The following is a 16990-nucleotide window of genomic DNA, read 5'->3' as shown; positions in this document are numbered from 1 at the left end:
TTTGTACTGTCTGCGGCTTCGTCGCCTTGTCCTGATTTTTGTTAATCCACTATACGTTTTTGACGGGATACAATCGTTGTTTTTAAACGGAGGACGGAATGGAGAATGTAAACCGTGTGCCGGAGCAGGCGCGTTATGATGCTGAACGCAGGCAGGCGGAAGAAGCATTGGCAGGCGTGTTTCCGGCAGTCAGTATCTTCGGCAGCGCGCGCACGCCGCAGAATCATACGGATTATGCGTTTGCCTGCCGTCTGGCGCGGCGGCTGTCGGATTCGGGCATCGCCGTCATTTCGGGCGGCGGGCCGGGGATTATGGAGGCGGCAAACAAGGGCGCGTTTGCAGGGAAGTCGGTTTCGGTAGGGCTGAACATCGTTTTGCCGCACGAGCAGAAACCGAATCCGTATCAGGACATCGCCTTGCGGTTTTCCCGTTTTGCCGAACGCAAGGCGGTGTTTTTCCGCTATTCCCAAGCATATGTCGTGATGCCGGGCGGCTTCGGGACGCTGGACGAATTGTTTGAAATCCTGACCTTGGTGCAGACGGGCAAAGTGCCGCCGCGTCCGGTCGTTTTGGTTGGAAAGGCATTTTGGTCGGGTCTGGCGGAGTGGATAAACGCGCAGCTTTTGGCGCGCGGTCTGATTTCTGAAGGGGCAGCCTCTTTGTTCGCCATATCGGACGATGAAGAAGAAATCGTTGCGTATCTGTCGGAAAACGGGCTTCAGACGGCATAGCGTCCTGAGAGTGATGTATAATTGCAAACAATTTAACAATTTTTAATGTCTTTTCCGAACAGGATGCCGATATGATCAACCCCATCGCCTCGCTTTCCCCTTTAGACGGCCGTTATGCCCAATCCGTTGAAGCATTGCGCCCGATTTTCTCAGAGTACGGCCTGATGAAGGCGCGCGTCAAAGTCGAATTAAACTGGCTCAAAGCCCTCGCCGCCGAGCCGAAGATTGCCGAAGTGCCGCCCTTCAGTGCCGAAACGCTTGCCGAAATCGACAAAGTCATCGAAAACTTTTCATTGGAAGACGCGGCCGCCGTCAAAGCCATCGAAGCCACCACCAATCACGATGTCAAAGCCATCGAATATTGGCTGAAAAAACGTTTTGCCGAAGTGCCGGAAGTCGCTGCTGCCAGCGAGTTCATCCACTTCGCCTGCACCAGCGAAGACATCAACAACCTGTCCCACGCCCTGATGCTGCAGGAAGCGCGTGAGGCTGTTTTGCTGCCCAAACTTGCCGAAATCATCGAGAAGCTGACCGCTATGGCGCACGACCTTGCCGCCGTCCCGATGATGAGCCGCACCCACGGCCAGCCCGCCACGCCGACCACTTTGGGCAAAGAAACCGCCAATGTCGTGTACCGTCTGCAACGTCAGTTCAAAATCCTGCAAGCGCAAGAATTCCTCGGCAAAATCAACGGCGCGGTCGGCAACTACAACGCCCACATGGTCGCCTATCCCGACGTCGATTGGGAAACCCACTGCCGCAACTTCGTCGAAATCGGCCTCGGTTTGACCTTCAATCCCTACACCATCCAAATCGAGCCGCACGACTACATGGCTGAATTCTTCCAAACCCTCAGTCGCATTAACACCATCCTGATCGACTTTAACCGCGACGTTTGGGGTTATATTTCTTTGGGTTACTTCAAACAAAAAGTCAAAGCAGGCGAAGTCGGTTCTTCCACCATGCCGCACAAAGTCAACCCCATCGACTTTGAAAATTCCGAAGGCAACCTCGGCATGTCCAACGCCGTATTGGGCTTTTTGTCCGAAAAACTGCCGATTTCCCGTTGGCAGCGCGACCTGACCGACAGCACCGTATTGCGCAATATGGGCGTGGGCGTGGGCTATGCCGTGTTGGGTTTCGCCGCCCACCTGCGCGGTCTGAACAAGCTCGAACCCAACCCTGCCGCGCTGGCCGCCGATTTGGATGCTACTTGGGAGCTGCTCGCCGAACCGATTCAAACTGTAATGCGCCGTTACGGCGTGGCCAATCCTTACGAGAAGCTGAAAGACCTGACGCGCGGTAAAGACGGCATTACGCCCGAAGTGCTGAAAGTCTTCATCGAATCGTTGGAAATCCCTACCGAAGCCAAAGCAAAATTGCTTGAGCTGACCCCCGCACTGTATGTGGGCAAGGCTGAAGCGTTGGCGAAACGGATTTGAGCGTTTATTGAAATCGGTGCCGTCTGAACGTGCGTTCAGACGGCATTTTTAAGATAACGGGACATACGGGGGCGATATTTATGCAAGCTGTCCGATACAGACCTGAAATTGACGGATTGCGGGCCGTCGCCGTGCTATCCGTCATTATTTTCCACCTGAATAACCGCTGGCTGCCCGGAGGATTCCTGGGGGTGGACATTTTCTTTGTCATCTCAGGATTCCTCATTACCGGCATCATTCTTTCTGAAATACAGAACGGTTCTTTTTCTTTCCGGGATTTTTATACCCGCAGGATTAAGCGGATTTATCCTGCCTTTATTGCGGCCGTGTCGCTGGCTTCGGTGATTGCCTCTCAAATCTTCCTTTACGAAGATTTCAACCAAATGCGGAAAACCATAGAGCTTTCTACGGTTTTTTTGTCCAATATTTATTTGGGGTTCCGATTGGGGTATTTCGATTTGAGTGCCAACGAGAACCCCGTACTGCATATTTGGTCTTTGGCAGTAGAGGAACAGTATTACCTCCTGTATCCTCTTTTGCTGATATTCTGCTGCAAAAAAACAAAATCGCTACGGGTGCTGCGTAACATCAGCATCATCCTGTTTCTGATTCTGACTGCCACATCGTTTTTACCAAGCAGGTTTTATACCGACATCCTCAACCAACCCAATACTTATTACCTTTCGACACTGAGGTTTCCCGAGCTGTTGGTGGGTTCCCTGCTGGCGGTTTACGGGCAAACGGAAAACGGCAAACAGCAAACAGAAAATGGAAAACGGCAGTTGCTTTCATTACTCTGCTTCGGCGCATTGCTTGCCTGCCTGTTCGTGATTGACAAACACGATCCGTTTATCCCGGGAATTACCTTGCTCCTTCCCTGTCTGCTGGCGGCACTGCTTATCCGGAGTACGCAATACGGGACACTTCCGACCCGCATCCTGTCGGTAAGCCCCATCGTATTTGTCGGCAAAATCTCTTATTCTCTATACCTGTACCATTGGATTTTTATTTCCTTCGCACATTACATTACAGGTGCGAAGCAGCTTGGATTGCCTGCCATATCAGTGGTTGCTGCATTGACGGTCGGATTTTCCCTGTTAAGCTATTATTTGATTGAGCAGCCTGTTAGAAAGCGGAAGATGACCTTTAAAAAGGCGCTGTTCTGCCTCTATCTTGTCCCGTCCCTGATACTTGTCGGTTACAACCTGTATTCAAGGGGTATATTGAAAGAGGAACATCTCCGTCCGTCGTCCGGTACGCCCGTTGCTGCGGAAAATAATTTTCCGGAAACCGTCCTGACCCTCGGCGATTCGCACGCCGGACACTTGCGGGGTTTTCTGGATTATGTAGGCAGCCGGGAAGGGTGGAAAGCTAAAATCCTGTCCCTCGATTCGGAGTGTTTGGTTTGGGTGGATACAAAATTGGCAGACAGCCAGCTATGTCGAAAATACTGGGATGAAGTTGAAAAAGCCGAAGCCGTTTTCATTGCCCAATTCTATGATTTGAGGATGGGCGGCCAGCCTGTACCGAGATTTGAAGCGCAATCCTTCCTGATACCCGGGTTCCCAGCCCGATTCAGGGAAACCGTCAAAAGGATTGCTGCCGTCAAACCCGTCTATGTTTTTGCAAATAATGCATCAATCAGCCGTTCGCCCTTGAGGGAGGAAAAATTGAAAAGATTTGCTATAAACCAATATCTCCAACCTATTCAAGCCATGGGTAATATTGAAAAGAGCAATCAGGCGGTCTTTGATTTGGTTAAAGATATCCCCAATGTGCATTGGGTTGATGCACAGAAATACCTTCCTAAAAACACGGTCGAAATACACGGCCATTATCTTTATAGCGACCAGGATCACCTGACGGAATTCGGTTCCTATTATATGGGGCGGGAATTCCACAAACATGAAAGCTTGCTCAAGCATTTACACGGCAACGCATTGCAGTAGCCTGCCTTGCCGTCCGATATCGTTTGTGCCGTCGTATGCCGCCGTGTACCGTTTCCTGTTCGGGTCGGTGGACGGTTCTCATTTGCCGTTTTGAGAGACAGTGGTTGAAAATAACTGTTCTCTTGATGCTTTTCCCTCCCCTGCGGGAGGGAATTTTTAATCAAAACCCCAATTGCCTTTCCAAGTTTTCCACCAGATTGTCATCCAGTTCCAAAGCTTGCGACAGGCGGGCGAGGAAGACGGTTTCTTTCCGCGACAAATCGGCACATACCAGTCTTGCCGCCAGATAGGCCTCCGCCGCCAGCGCCTCATCGTTGCCGACGGAGGCGGCGATGTCTTCGATGCTTGCGGGAAGGCGGTATTCGGTGGCGAGCCATGCGGCAGTTTCGGGGTCTGTGCCGCTTTCCTGTTCGATAGTCCGGCGTTCGGCTTCGTCTATCATGCCGTCTGAAGCAGCGGCGGCTATCATGGTGCGCAATACGGTGCGGCTGTATGTTTCTTCGGTTTCTCCGGCAGGTTGGAAATCGCTTTGTGTTACGGTTGCCCGCCCTTTGTTTTGCTGCCACATCTGATAGCCCCGGTAGGCGAGGTAGCCCAAAGCGGCGGTCGAACCAATTTTGGTGATGGTTTTGCGGTTTTTACCGTTCAGCAGCATGGACGCGGCACCGGCAACCGGCGCGCCTCCGCCGAATGAATTGAGCGGGCTGTCGGAGAATGTGTTGCCTTTTTTTTGAACCGTGCTTAAGACTTGGTTGAGCAGTCGGGTGAAGTTCATGATTTGATAAACTCTCCAATTTTTCTAACAATTTCGGTTACTAGGGCATTCCCCATAAAGAACATACGCATTTTGTCCGAGACATCGGCAATAGAGCCATCTGCTAGTTTTTTCTTTGCTGTCCAGTTGTCTGGAAAATCTTGCAGCCTCTCCGCTTCGATAGGTGTGAGAAGACGATATTTGTCATGCACTTTTAGAAGGTGGGTGGAGCGGTTGACAGATCCTTCAGAGGTCAACATGGTACGCGCAGGAAGATTCAGGTCGTCATAAGGCGACATACCGCCTTCGGAGTAGATATAGGTATGACCGTCGGCAGAAATCCGCTCGATTTTTTTTGATCCTCGCAGGTATTGGAATTTTTCTAGTGTTGTAGAATCTGTCAGGAAATATTTCTTTGGGACATCCTCTTCATTTTGCAAGATTTCCCTCAGCGTAATCGGTTTGCCGTCGTAATCTGGTTCAGTGTCGACAGAATAGTATTTTCCATGGCGCATGATGCCGGTATTCCAAACCGTTCCAGTAAAGTTGTCCGATATATCGACAATATCTTCAGCTAGTTTGTGGTAAACCTGACGGTTCTTTAGAGGTGCAGGTTTGACTGGAAATTGTGTTGCAAACAGACCAGTATGAAAAAGGTAGTCATCGTACTTGTTTTTTTCAAAGACGGGGGCTTTATTCTCGCATTGCTTATCAATTTGCTTGGCAAAATCCGTATCGTTGCGGTAAACGAAAAAGAAAACGCGGCGACGGCGTTGGCTGCGTCCGTATTCGGCTGCGTTGATAACCCGCCATTCAACGGAGTAGCCTAAATTGGCAAAGGCTGCCAGCATGATGGCAAAATCACGTCCCCGCTGTTTAGACGGTGCTTTTAGCAATCGGTCAACATTTTCAAGAATGAGGTATTTGGGGCGAATGATGCGGGTGGCACGGATGATTTCCCAAAAGAGAACTCCTTTTTTCCCCTCGATTCCTTGCTCGTTTTTTTTACTGCGGGCAACAGAATAGTCTTGGCATGGAAAGCCTCCGACAATCATATCGGCATCCATTTCGGAAAATTTTTCATTTGTAATGTCTGCGATGCTGATGTTGATGTTTTCGCTGTTTGGGAAATGGTAATCGTAAACCTCAAAAGCATCTTGAGATTTTCGGGAAGGTTCCCATTGGTTTGCCCATTTTGTTTCAAACAAGTCTTTGTTCGCATTTTCGAGTCCGATTCGAAAACCACCGACACCGGCAAATAATTCAAGAACTTTCATTTTTTTCTGCCTTGATTTTTTATTCTTCCAAGACTATATACCATTTCGAAAAATCGATCAAGTTGAAAGTATTTAGGACAGGCTTTATGCCGCAACAGAGAACGGGGGAATAAATGAGCAAGGACTTATTTGATTATGACGACAGTAAAGTTGAAAGCGTTTTGGAGTATTCCGAACGGCTGCTTAATCGGAAGTTTTCCGAGCTGATGGAAGAATATAGGAAATCTCCGTACAAAACGTATCAAGATTATGTGAATAAGACAGTTTCAACAATGGATGATAAACCCATTAGTATGAGGTCTAAAGGTCAGTACGGAAATTACATTGAAAAATACTTTTTCGGCTATCTGCCCAATAACGATTCGACACCAGATTTTGAAAAAATAGGCGTGGAGTTGAAAGTTACTCCTTTTAAGATAAATAAAAATGGCACAATCAGTGCAAAGGAGCGCTTGGTATTAAATATCTTGAATTATGAAACAGAAAATTTGGATGATTTCTACAAAACCCATCTTTGGCAAAAGTGCCAAAACCTTCTTTTACTGTTTTATAACGGTCTGATTTCTGGACAAACTATGGAAGATTACAGTATCGAAAAAATCTTCCTGTACGAATGGTTTGAAGAAGATATGGCTGTCATTCTTGAAGATTATCAAAAGATTACGAAAAAGATTAAGGATGGAAACGCCCATCAGTTATCTGAATCTGATGGTAAATATTTATCAACTTGTACCAAAGGGGAGGGGCACGGAAAGGATTTTCGGAAACAGCCGTTTGGTAACGAACTAGCGAAACAGCGAGCTTGGGAATTGAAAGCTAGCTACATGACCAATCTTATCCGAAATAGAATTTTCAACCAGGGAGGGCAGGAGGACGAAAGTATAACGGAAACCTCTCGAGGTAAGGAAAAATCTTTTACGAAAATAATCGAGGAAAGAATCTCTGTTTACAAAGGGTGTTCAGAGAGCGAGCTTTATAAATTATTTAAAGTCAATCCGAAAGCTAAAGGGAAAAACAGCATATTGATCCGAAAAATATTAGGCTTGACGGGTGATATTGAAAAAACACAGGAATTTCAGAAGGCAAATATGAATTTGCGGGTAATTCGGGTGGATAAAGAAGGGTTGCCCAAAGAAGATTCGCCATTCAAAACCTATCAATTTAAAGAATTGTCTGAAAATGACGATTGGGAGGATTCTCAACCTTATTTGGAAATTTTCAGTAAGCAATTTTTATTTGTCGTGTTTAAGGAAATTGAGCCTAAATTATTTGTATTGGATTCCATGAAATTTTGGGGATTTCCCGATAGTCAAATAGAAGAATTGCAACGAGTTTGGCAGGAAACGAGGAATATTATCAAAAATAGTGTGAAGCTCACCTTCCAAAATAACCGTGTTTCTACCAATTTTCCACAAAGTCGGGTAAATCAAGTAATTTTTACCAAAATCCATGCCAGCAATTCTTACTATGAGATTGAAAAAGGAAAATTTGTCGGTAAAGGAAAATTATCTGATACGGATGAATTACCGAATGGACTGAGAATTACCAAACACTCATTTTGGATGACCAAGAAATTCTTGAAAGAAGTTTTGGAAGGCAAGTGGGATTAGTGTAAGAGTAGAGCCTGTCATGGCAACGAGTTCGGCGTGCCGTATCTGCCGAGAATGCCGTCTGAAGATGTGTTCAGACGGCATTTTTTACCCTATCCTTTTAAACGGCGGCAGACCGGCCAATAATTGCTGCCCGTAGCGTTGCGTTTTGACGCGGTTGTCGAGGATGGTTACGCGGCCGTAGTCTTGTTCGGTGCGGATGAGGCGGCCGACGGCCTGGATGAGTTTGATGCCGGCTTCGGGGACGGTGATTTCGATGAAGGGGTTGCCGCCGCGCTGTTCTATCCAGCGGTTTTGGGTTTTTTCGATGGGGTTGTCCGGCATCGCAAACGGCAGCTTGGCGATGATGACTTGCACGCAGGCGGTGCCGGGCAGGTCGAGTCCTTCGGCAAAGCTGTCGAGTCCGAAGATGATGCTGGCTTTGCCTTCTTCTATGGCCCGGTGGTGTTTTTGCAGGAGGACGGCTTTGGGCAATTCGCCTTGTACGAGCAGGAGCGGCAGGTAGTCTCCGGGCAGGCGCAGGGCGACATCCTGCATTTGTTTGCGCGAGGAAAACAGGACGAGTGTGCCGATGGCTTCGGTGGGCGAAATAAGCTTGGGCAGCCACTCGATGACGGCGGCGGTGTGTGCTTCGGGGTCTTTGGGGCTGGCGTATATGGGGGGGATGTAGAGTTCGCCCTGTTTTTCAAAGTCAAAGGGGCTTTTGAGGGCGAGGGTGGTGGTTTCAGGCAGCCATTGCAGCCCGGTTTGGCGCAGCATCAGGTTAAAGTTGCCCAAGGATTGCAGGGTGGCGGAGGTCAACACCGCGCCTGCCGCGCGCCGCCACAGGCTGTTGGCGAGGTGGGACGCGCTGCTGATGGGGCTGGCGTTGAAAATATAGTCGTTTTTGTCGTCGGCGCGGCGGGTTATCCATTTTGCCAGCGGCTCTTCGCCTTCGAGAGGGACGGTGGAGAGCAAATCCCAAACCGCGCTGATTTGTTCGATGCGGGCGATAAAAAGGCCGAACTCGCCGGTCAGGCGGTCAAGGAGCGCGCCGTCCTGTTCTTTTTCGCGGCGCGCGGCAGAAAGCGCATCGTTCAGCCCGATAACGTGTTTGAGCAGGCTGCGCGCAGCAACGGCGGTGTTGGAAACGGTGGTTTCGAGGCCTTCGGGGATTTTGCCGTCTTCCCACAGCCAAGTCGGTTCGCTGTTGGTTCGCCTGTCGTTTTCAGACGGCCCCAAGCTCAAAGACGGCTCTTCCGCCAAATGGAACTGCCATTCGTGCAGGCTGTCGAGCAAGGATGCGGCGGCTTCGTCGGCAAGGTTGGCAAGTTCGGCTTTATCGGTCAGCGTGGCAATTTTGCCGGTCAGCTGCGGCAGTTTTTCCAGCGTCCAAACGGCAATATTCCATGAATGTTCGGCGGCAAAACGGCTGAGGGCTTTTTTGGGCAGGTGGTGCGCTTCGTCTATGCAATAGAAACTGTTTTCGGGCGCAGGCAGAATCACGCCGCCGCCCATACTGATGTCGGCAAGCAGAAGATCGTGGTTGGCAACGACGACATCGACGGTTTCCAAGACATCGCGTGCCAGGTAAAACGGGCATTCCGGACGGTTGGGACAGGCGGCTTTCAGGCAGCCGTGGCGGTCGTTGGTCACTTTGAGCCAAATCGCGTCATCGATTTTTTCCGGCCAGGCATCGCGGTCGCCGTTGAACCGTCGGGCGGAAAATTCATCGGCGATGTCGCGCAGCAGCTTCAATTCTTCGGGCTTGGGCTTGCTGTCCCACAACGCTTCCGGCGCTTCAAAACCAAGCAGGTTTTGCTGGGCGTTGTTTTGCGTCAGTTGGTAGAGTTTGTAGGGGCAGAGATAGCGGCCGCGCCCTTTGGCAAGCGCGAAGCTCAGCTCCAAACCGCTTTTTTCGACCAGAAACGGCAGGTCGCGGTCCACCAACTGCTCCTGCAAGGCAACCGTCGCGCTGCTCACAATCAGCCGCTTGCCGCGTGTTTGCGCCATGATGCCGCCCGCAAGCAGGTAGGCAAGCGATTTGCCCACGCCGGTCGGCCCTTCGATCACGGCAATGCTCTCGCCTTCGCGCTTGGGCGGCTCGCCGCCTTCTTCGCGCGTCAATGTCCGCGAAAAAGCGTTGGCAACCGCCGCAATCATTTCCCGCTGCGAAGCGCGCGGACGGAAACCGGGCAGGTTTTTGCCGATATTTTGGTAATGGTCGCGGATGGCGTTTTTTTCTAAATCGGTGAGCATGGCGTTTTGTACGGCGGTAGAAGTGGGCTTATTTTAACATTGCACGGAAGTGGTACAATATCGTTGTCGGAATGGGGGTGAGGTGAATCGTGCGGACGTGGTTGGTTTTTTGGTTGCAGCGTTTGAAATACCCGTTGTTGCTTTGTATTGCGGATATGCTGCTGTATCGGTTGTTGGGCGGCGCGGAAATCGAATGCGGCCGTTGCCCTGTGCCGCCGATGACGGATTGGCAGCATTTTTTGCTGGCGATGGGAACGGTGTCGGCTTGGGTAGCGGTGATTTGGGCATATCTGATTATTGAAAGTGAAAAAAACGGAAGATATTGAGTAGTCCGTATAAAAATGCCGTCTGAAACGGAAGTTCAGACGGCATTTGTTTTAGGTTGCCGTGCCGCTTAGGGAATACCGGCGACAGGATGGGCGGGATAGCCGTGGGTGTCGATGCTGCCGGCGGCGCGCCACGGGGTATGGATGACTGCCGCTGGCAGGTGGGCAAGCTCGGGGATGTGCCGTCTGACAAAGGTGCCGTCGGGGTCGGTCTTGTGTGCGGCGGCGGCAATGTCGGGGTAGGTGTGCCGTGAGGCGGCAAGCCGCCAGTTGCCTTGGTTGACGGCCGCATCGAAATCGGTCAGCTGCCGGGCAAACCATATCTCGCCTTCGCGGCGGGGGAGGTTTAAAACGTGGCAGAAAAAATCCGCGCTCAAGCGTCTCAGGGCGGGGTGGAGGCTGCCGGTTTTGTGCAAACAGCGCATCGCGGCATCGATAATCGGAATGCCGGTCTGGCCCTGCTGCCAAAGCGTCAGGCGCAGGGTGTGTTCCGGATTGCCGTCTGAAGGGCCGTCATCCGCGTGCTGCAAGGCAAGCTGAAGGAAAAAATCGCGGCGGATGATGTTGTCCGTCCACGCGTTCAGACGGCGTTCGAGGCTTTTCCGCGCGAGCAGGCGCGGCGAGATGCAGCCGGCACTCAAATACGCACCCATCAGCGAAGTGTTTTTGCGCGAAGGGAAATCCTTTAAAACGGAGTAGGAACCCGCCTGTTCGAGAAACCGCCGCCACTGCCGCCAAGCCGCCGTTTCGCCGCCGTTTTGCGGCAGGAAGATGCCGTCTGAAAGCACGGCAGGCGGCGGGGCGGAAAGGTTTTCGGGGAAGGGTTGGCGGTATGCCGCGAATAGGTCCGGACCGGCGGGGGGCTGCTTGGAAAAGCGGTCGAGCCATACTTCGCAGTAGCGGTCGAAATCGGTGTGTGCCGTGCCGCCGTCGGGTATCAGGTCGGTTTTGCCGAAAACGGCGCGGTCATTGACGAAGGTTAACGCGATGCCGTGTTTGTCCAATTCATGCCAAAGGGCGTTGTCGGCGAGTTTGTCGGCAAAAGTATGGGATTCGTCGGCGATGACGGTGCGGATATTGAGGCGGACGGCGAGCCGGACAAGCCCGGCAGGCGATGCCGCCGTGTAGAACGGAATGCCGCGCCCTGCAAGCCCTTGGGCGAGTTCGGCGGCGGATTGGCGGTAGAACGCGGCGCGGCGAGGGTTGTCTGTTTCGGCATCGTCAATCCAAATGCCGATAATGGGCAAACCTTCGGCAACGGCGGCGCATAAGGCGGCGTTGTCGCGGATGCGGAGGTTTTGGCGGAACCAGACGAGCGTGCGCGCGGCGCGCGTGTCCGCATAAAGGGGGCGGGCGGTTTCAGACGGCATTTTGGCAGCCTTTCCTGCTGGCGATTTTTTCGTTCAGAAAATCGATGAAGCTGCGGACTTTCGCGCTTAAGAATGCCCTGTCCGCATAAACGGCGTTCAGGCGGTCGGTCGGGACGGCGTATCCGGGCAGCAGCCTCACCAGCGTGCCGCAGCGCAAATCGTGTTCCGCCGCCCAAAGCGGCTGATAACCGATGCACGCGCCTGCCTTAATCATTTCGCGCATCATCAGCGTGTTGTCGGTACGGATGACGGGGGTCAGCTCAAGCCGGTATTTTTTGCCGTCCGATTTGCGGGTGAGGTCGAGTTTCTGCTGGTTGGTGTAGGTCGGTAGGACGGCGGGCAGCCCCGCCACTTCTTCCGGCGTTTCCGGTACGCCGTTGCGCCTCAGGAAATCGGGCGAGGCGAGCAGGGCAAATTCGATTTCCGCCAGCGGGCGCGCAATCAGCGACGGGGACAGGGTTTGGGAAACGCGCAACGCCAAATCCACGCCTTCGGCAATCAAATCGACGTGGCGGTTGTCCAAAATCAGTTCTAATGTTACTTCGGGATAACGTTCGCGGTATTCCGCCAGCCAGTTGCATATCAGGCTGCCGGCAAACCACAGCGGCATCGTTACGCGCAGCAGCCCCTGCGGTTTTTCCGTCCCCCCGGCGGCTTTTTGCGCGGCATCGTCGAGCGTGTCGAGCGCGTAACTGCATTGCCGGTAGTATTCTTCCCCGGCTTCGGTCAGGCTGAGGTTGCGGCTGTTGCGGTGCAGGAGTTTGGCTTGGACGGTGTTTTCCAAGTGGCTGACGTGTTTGCTTGCCATTGCGGTGGAGATGCCGAGCGCGTCGGCGGCGCGGGTGAAGCCGCCGCTTTGGATGACTTGGCGGAAAACCTTGAGGCTGAACAGGGTGTCCATATTTTCTTGTGTGGAAAAGTTGTATCAATAAAAGCAGTATATATTTGAAAAGGGGAAACATCTATACTCTGCCGCCTGAAATGAAGACAAATATCAAAGGAGCTTTTATGTCCAATTGCTGCAACCGTATCCAACCTGTTCTGCTTTCTGTTTTGCGTATCGTAACCGCCTACCTGTTTTTGTTGCACGGTACGTCGAAATTCTTCGCCTTCCCCATTGAAATGGGCAGCGGTTCGCCCGAAGGGTTGATGCTGCTTGCCGGTATTTTAGAAATTGTCGGCGGCATTTTGCTGGTGTTGGGCTTGTTTACGCGCCCTGCCGCGTTTGTTTTGTCCGGCCAGATGGCGGTTGCCTATTTTATGGCGCACGCTTCCGGAAATGCTTTGTTCCCGATTGCCAACGGCGGCGAGTCCGCAGTGCTGTTCTGCTTCGTATTCCTCTATATCGCGGCGGCGGGCGGCGGAGCATGGTCGCTGGACAGGCTGTTTTTTAAGCGTAAAGCCTGAACCGGACTGCCTAAAGTGTATTTTGTTGAATGTTTTTGAGGAAAAGAAATGACCCGTCAATCTCTGCAACAGGCTGCGGAAAGCCGCCGTTCCGTTTATTCGTTAAATAAAAACCTGCCCGTCGGCAAAGATGAAATCATCCAAATCGTCGAACACGCCGTTTTGCACACGCCTTCTTCGTTTAATTCCCAATCTGCCCGCGTGGTCGTGCTGTTTGGCGAAGAGCATGATAAGGTGTGGCAATTTGTCGAAGACGCGCTGCGTGCTGTCGTGCCTGCTGACAGTTTTGAACCGACCGCGCAAAAATTGAAGCTGTTTAAGGCGGGTGCGGCAACTATTTTGTTTTATGAAGATCAAAATGTCGTCAAAGGTTTGCAGGAGCAGTTCCCTGCCTATGCCGCCAACTTTCCCGTTTGGGCGGACCAAGCAAACGCTATGGTACAGTATGCCGTCTGGACGACACTTGCCGCCGCCGGCGCAGGTGCAAACCTGCAACACTATAATCCGTTGCCCGATGCGGCGATTGCCGAAGCGTGGAATATCCCCGAAAACTGGTTGTTGCGCGCACAAATGGTCGTTGGGGGAATCGGTGCACCCGCCGGAGAAAAAACGTTCCAACCCGTTGCAGAACGTTTGAAAGTGTTCGGCGCATAATTTCTCGGTCAAAAAAATGCCGTCTGAAAAGGATTCAGACGGCATTTTTCAGTATCAGGCAACGAGTTTTTCGCATTCTTTGATACAGTCGAGGCAGGACTCGTAACAGGCTTTGCATTCCGCATGGTGGGCGGCGTGTTCTTTACAGGCTTTGGAACATTGTTTGCATGCTTCGAGGCATACTTTTGCCGCGTCGCGTGTCAGAGGGGAATTTTGTGCGGCAAGGTCGTGCACCGCGCCGCATAAGGCAAGCATCTGGCGCACGGCAACCGCGCAGTCGGACATAGACGTGTCGCCCTGGGTAAGCAGGGACAGGCAGTGTGTCAGGCAAACCTGTCCGGCATCCAGACAGTGTGCGGCAGTTTGGCGGACGGCGGTGTAGGCGGATGCGGCGGCAGGCTGCATATCGTGGTGATGATGGTGGTCGGCGTGTCCGTGCGCACGCGCGAAAGAGGCGGCGGAAGCCAGAGAGACGGCAGCGGCGCTGCCCAAAAATTGACGACGGTTCATAATGTTTCCTTTATGGTTTAAGAAAGTAGGGCAGGCACAAGGCACTCCCCCGCATACTGCCCCGACCGTGGGGCTTTTTTGAACAACCGACTGATTTTGCCGGTGCGGGATTGTCGCACGGACAGGCAGTTCGGCTATTCGGAAATTTAAGAAAAGGCGCGCCGCCCTGTTTTAAAATGATGCAAGATGGCGCGCGGATATGGTAGCAGACAAAATGCCGTCTGAAAATCGGTTCAGACGGCATCCGTTTTCAACCTTTACAAACCCGGGAACATCCCTTTCATCCCCCTCATTCCTTTCGCCATACGCATCAGGTTGCCCAAGCCTTTCCCGCTGAACATCTTCATCATCTGCTGCATTTGTTCAAACTGTTTGAGCAATTTGTTCACTTCCTGCACGGTCGTGCCCGCACCCATTGCAATACGGCGTTTGCGGCTGGCTTTAAGCAGGGCAGGGTTGGCGCGTTCTTTTGGAGTCATCGAGTTGATGATAGCTTCTACTTTGCCCATCGCTTTTTCAGCCGTACCTTCGGGGATTTGTTTCGATATTTGGCCCAGTTCGCCCGGCATTTTCGACATCAGGTTTTCCAAGCCGCCCATATTGCGCATCTGTTGGATTTGTTCTTTAAAGTCATTGAGGTCGAAGCCTTTGCCTTTTTGCAGCTTTTTCGCCATTTTGGCGGCGGCTTCTTCATCAATACCTTTTTGAACGTCTTCAATCAGGGTCAATACGTCGCCCATGCCGAGGATACGGCTGGCAAGACGGTCGGGGTGGAAAGGTTCGAGGCCGTTGATTTTCTCGCCGACACCGATAAATTTAATCGGTTTTCCGGTCACATGGCGTACGGACAATGCTGCACCGCCGCGCGAGTCACCATCCATCTTGGTCAATACGACACCGGTCAGCGGCAGGGCTTCATTAAATGCCTGCGCGGTATTTACCGCATCCTGACCCAGCATGGCATCAATAACGAACAAAGTTTCAACCGGGTTGACCGCCGCATGAAGCGCTTTGATTTCGTTCATCATCTCTTCATCGATTGCCAAACGGCCGGCGGTATCGACCATCAATACATCGTAAAAATGTTTTTTTGCGTAATCAACGGCGGCAGTGGCAATCTCAACCGGTTTTTGGTTGGTATCGGATGGGAAAAAGTCCACGCCGACCTGTTCGGCCAACAGGCGCAGCTGTTCAATCGCGGCAGGGCGGTAAACGTCGGCAGATACCACCAAGACTTTTTTCTTCTGATCGTTTTTCAGCAGGCGGGCGAGTTTGCCGACGGTTGTTGTCTTACCGGCACCCTGCAAACCCGCCATCAACACGACGGCGGGCGGTGAAACCGACAAATCCAGCGTTTTGTTTTCCTTGCCCATCAATTCGACTAAGGCTTGGTTGACCACACCAATAAAGGCTTGGTCAGGCGTCAGGCTGCCGACGACTTCTTGGCCAAGGGCCTGTTCTTTGACTGTGTTGACGAATTCTTTAACGACGGGCAATGCAACGTCGGCTTCCAGCAGGGCAAGACGAACCTCGCGCAAGGCTTCTTTAATATTGTCTTCGGTCAGTTTGGCTTGCCCGCGGATGTTTTTGAGGACAGTGCTGAAGCGGCTGGTTAAATTGTCTAACATACTGGTCCTTGGTCTGAATAAGAATAGCTTGCCCCATCAGGGGCATTCTTTGTTAAAATAAAATCAAAATAATTTGATGCGGCTTGTGTGCCGGACAGCATATCGGCAAATCCGTCAAGGCTTGCCCGAAACGGGGATTTTACAATTCCAACGTTAAAAGTTCCAATATTTCATAAGCGACCGCATACGGCGCAACAGTATAGATAGAGAAAGTCCACCATGCCGACAGTTTTCATCTTTTTGACGGCGGTTTACGCAGGATTGGGTGCATTTGCATGGCACTGCCAACAGCAGGGGCGCGGCCGGGATTACCCGTGGAAGACGGAATTGCCGGTTTTGGGCGCGGCATTGACCGTCCACGGCGCGGCACTGCTTATGCCGGTCATTCAAGACAAAATCATCATTATGGGCTTCGGGTATTCCGGCAGCCTGATTGTTTGGATGATGCTGTTTATTTATTTTGCCGGCAGCTTTTTTTATCCGCTGCGCGGAGTGCAGTTGCTGCTGTATCCTTGCGCCGCACTGATGCTGCTGTCAGGTTTGGTTTTTCCTGGAAAATTCTCGGGATATGAAATTACCGACCTTCCCTTTATGCTGCATATCGGAACTTCGCTGCTCGCATACGGGCTGTTCGGCATCGCAACATTATTGTCCGTTTTGACCCTGCTGCTGAATCGGAGCCTGCACCGCAGGAGCTTCTCCAAGCTCGCAGGATTCCTGCCGTCGCTGCTCAGTTTGGAAAAACTCATGTTCCAGGCCATGTGGGCAGGTTTCATCCTGCTGACCTATTCCGTCGTCAGCGGCACATTCTTCGCCGAAGCCGTATTCGGCAAACCCATGACCTTTACCCATAAAACCGTATTCGGCATATTGTCATGGCTGATTTACGGCGGACTGCTGCTCAAGCACAGCATGACCGCATGGCGCGGCAAAAAAGCCGCCGTGTGGACCATCATCGGATTTGTCAGCCTTATGATTGCCTATATGGGCAGCAAGTTCGTATTGGAAATCATTCTGAAAAGATAAGAAGAGCCAACAGATGCCGTCTGAGTCCCCGAGTTTCAGACGGCATATTCACAAAGGCGCACCAGTCA

General features: G+C 51.9%; 15 protein-coding genes. 8 read left to right on the top strand and 7 right to left on the bottom strand.

From position 1 onward, the window contains the following. Nucleotides 1-98 precede the first annotated feature (98 nt). The 3 genes from KEM39_RS09175 to KEM39_RS09165 all read left to right on the top strand — a co-directional run bounded on the left by KEM39_RS09175 (nucleotide 99) and on the right by KEM39_RS09165 (nucleotide 4122). Nucleotides 99-731, top strand: a complete 633-nt coding sequence (locus KEM39_RS09175; RefSeq protein ID WP_118997781.1) for a TIGR00730 family Rossman fold protein — start codon at nucleotides 99-101, stop codon at nucleotides 729-731. A gap of 71 nt (nucleotides 732-802) precedes the next feature. After that, on the top strand, nucleotides 803-2173 hold the full coding sequence (gene purB, locus KEM39_RS09170) for an adenylosuccinate lyase (RefSeq protein ID WP_118997780.1): 1371 nt from the start codon (nucleotides 803-805) through the stop codon (nucleotides 2171-2173). Between the two features lie 80 nt (nucleotides 2174-2253). Then, nucleotides 2254-4122, top strand: a complete 1869-nt coding sequence (locus tag KEM39_RS09165) for an acyltransferase family protein (RefSeq protein WP_118997779.1) — start codon at nucleotides 2254-2256, stop codon at nucleotides 4120-4122. A gap of 160 nt (nucleotides 4123-4282) precedes the next feature. Here KEM39_RS09165 and KEM39_RS09160 read toward each other — a convergent pair whose 3' ends face one another. Both KEM39_RS09160 and KEM39_RS09155 read right to left on the bottom strand, forming a co-directional pair. After that, nucleotides 4283-4897, bottom strand: a complete 615-nt coding sequence (locus KEM39_RS09160) for a tellurite resistance TerB family protein (RefSeq protein ID WP_118997778.1) — start codon at nucleotides 4895-4897, stop codon at nucleotides 4283-4285. After that, nucleotides 4894-6153, bottom strand: a complete 1260-nt coding sequence (locus KEM39_RS09155) for a DNA (cytosine-5-)-methyltransferase (protein WP_118997777.1) — start codon at nucleotides 6151-6153, stop codon at nucleotides 4894-4896. Before KEM39_RS09155 ends, KEM39_RS09160 begins: the two co-directional genes overlap by 4 nt. Nucleotides 6154-6266: 113 nt before the next feature. Between KEM39_RS09155 and KEM39_RS09150 the strand changes: the two genes are divergently transcribed. Next, nucleotides 6267-7763: a Sau3AI family type II restriction endonuclease gene (locus tag KEM39_RS09150; RefSeq protein ID WP_118997776.1), complete on the top strand. Its 1497-nt coding sequence runs from the start codon at nucleotides 6267-6269 to the stop codon at nucleotides 7761-7763. 87 nt (nucleotides 7764-7850) lie between these two features. Here KEM39_RS09150 and dinG read toward each other — a convergent pair whose 3' ends face one another. Continuing rightward, on the bottom strand, nucleotides 7851-10001 hold the full coding sequence (dinG, locus tag KEM39_RS09145; protein ID WP_211709871.1) for an ATP-dependent DNA helicase DinG: 2151 nt from the start codon (nucleotides 9999-10001) through the stop codon (nucleotides 7851-7853). Between the two features lie 134 nt (nucleotides 10002-10135). Here dinG and KEM39_RS09140 point away from each other — a divergent pair, with 134 nt between their 5' ends. Next, entirely contained in the window at nucleotides 10136-10327 is a 192-nt protein-coding gene (locus KEM39_RS09140) for a hypothetical protein (protein ID WP_002226962.1), read from the top strand. Nucleotides 10328-10395: 68 nt separating this feature from the next. Here the strand turns inward: KEM39_RS09140 and KEM39_RS09135 are convergent, their stop codons facing one another. Beyond that, nucleotides 10396-11697: a cryptochrome/photolyase family protein gene (locus KEM39_RS09135; RefSeq protein ID WP_211709870.1), complete on the bottom strand. Its 1302-nt coding sequence runs from the start codon at nucleotides 11695-11697 to the stop codon at nucleotides 10396-10398. After that, nucleotides 11687-12598: a LysR family transcriptional regulator gene (locus tag KEM39_RS09130; RefSeq protein ID WP_114936001.1), complete on the bottom strand. Its 912-nt coding sequence runs from the start codon at nucleotides 12596-12598 to the stop codon at nucleotides 11687-11689. The genes KEM39_RS09135 and KEM39_RS09130 overlap by 11 nt, the downstream gene beginning before the upstream one ends. 107 nt (nucleotides 12599-12705) lie before the next feature. Here KEM39_RS09130 and KEM39_RS09125 point away from each other — a divergent pair, with 107 nt between their 5' ends. Both KEM39_RS09125 and KEM39_RS09120 read left to right on the top strand, forming a co-directional pair. After that, a complete protein-coding gene (locus KEM39_RS09125) occupies nucleotides 12706-13104 on the top strand; it encodes a DoxX family protein (protein WP_025456876.1) in 399 nt (132 codons plus the stop codon). 48 nt (nucleotides 13105-13152) lie between these two features. Then, on the top strand, nucleotides 13153-13758 hold the full coding sequence (locus KEM39_RS09120) for a nitroreductase family protein (RefSeq protein ID WP_118997773.1): 606 nt from the start codon (nucleotides 13153-13155) through the stop codon (nucleotides 13756-13758). 54 nt (nucleotides 13759-13812) lie between these two features. On the opposite strand, the gene KEM39_RS09115 is transcribed toward KEM39_RS09120, so the two are convergent. Both KEM39_RS09115 and ffh read right to left on the bottom strand, forming a co-directional pair. Beyond that, entirely contained in the window at nucleotides 13813-14268 is a 456-nt protein-coding gene (locus KEM39_RS09115; RefSeq protein ID WP_118997772.1) for a four-helix bundle copper-binding protein, read from the bottom strand. 257 nt (nucleotides 14269-14525) lie between these two features. Further along, nucleotides 14526-15896, bottom strand: coding sequence for a signal recognition particle protein (gene ffh / locus KEM39_RS09110; RefSeq protein WP_211709868.1), 1371 nt, complete (start codon nucleotides 15894-15896; stop codon nucleotides 14526-14528). 219 nt (nucleotides 15897-16115) lie between these two features. Here ffh and KEM39_RS09105 point away from each other — a divergent pair, with 219 nt between their 5' ends. Beyond that, nucleotides 16116-16922 (top strand): cytochrome C assembly family protein, encoded by an 807-nt coding sequence (locus KEM39_RS09105; protein ID WP_002221447.1) that lies wholly within the window; start codon nucleotides 16116-16118, stop codon nucleotides 16920-16922. The last annotated feature ends 68 nt before the right edge of the window (nucleotides 16923-16990 follow it).

Origin of the sequence: Neisseria sp. Marseille-Q1983, from assembly GCF_018224585.1 — a bacterium.
GTDB classification, from domain to species: Bacteria; Pseudomonadota; Gammaproteobacteria; order Burkholderiales; family Neisseriaceae; genus Neisseria; species Neisseria polysaccharea.
This window is presented reverse-complemented; position numbering and strand designations above follow the sequence as displayed.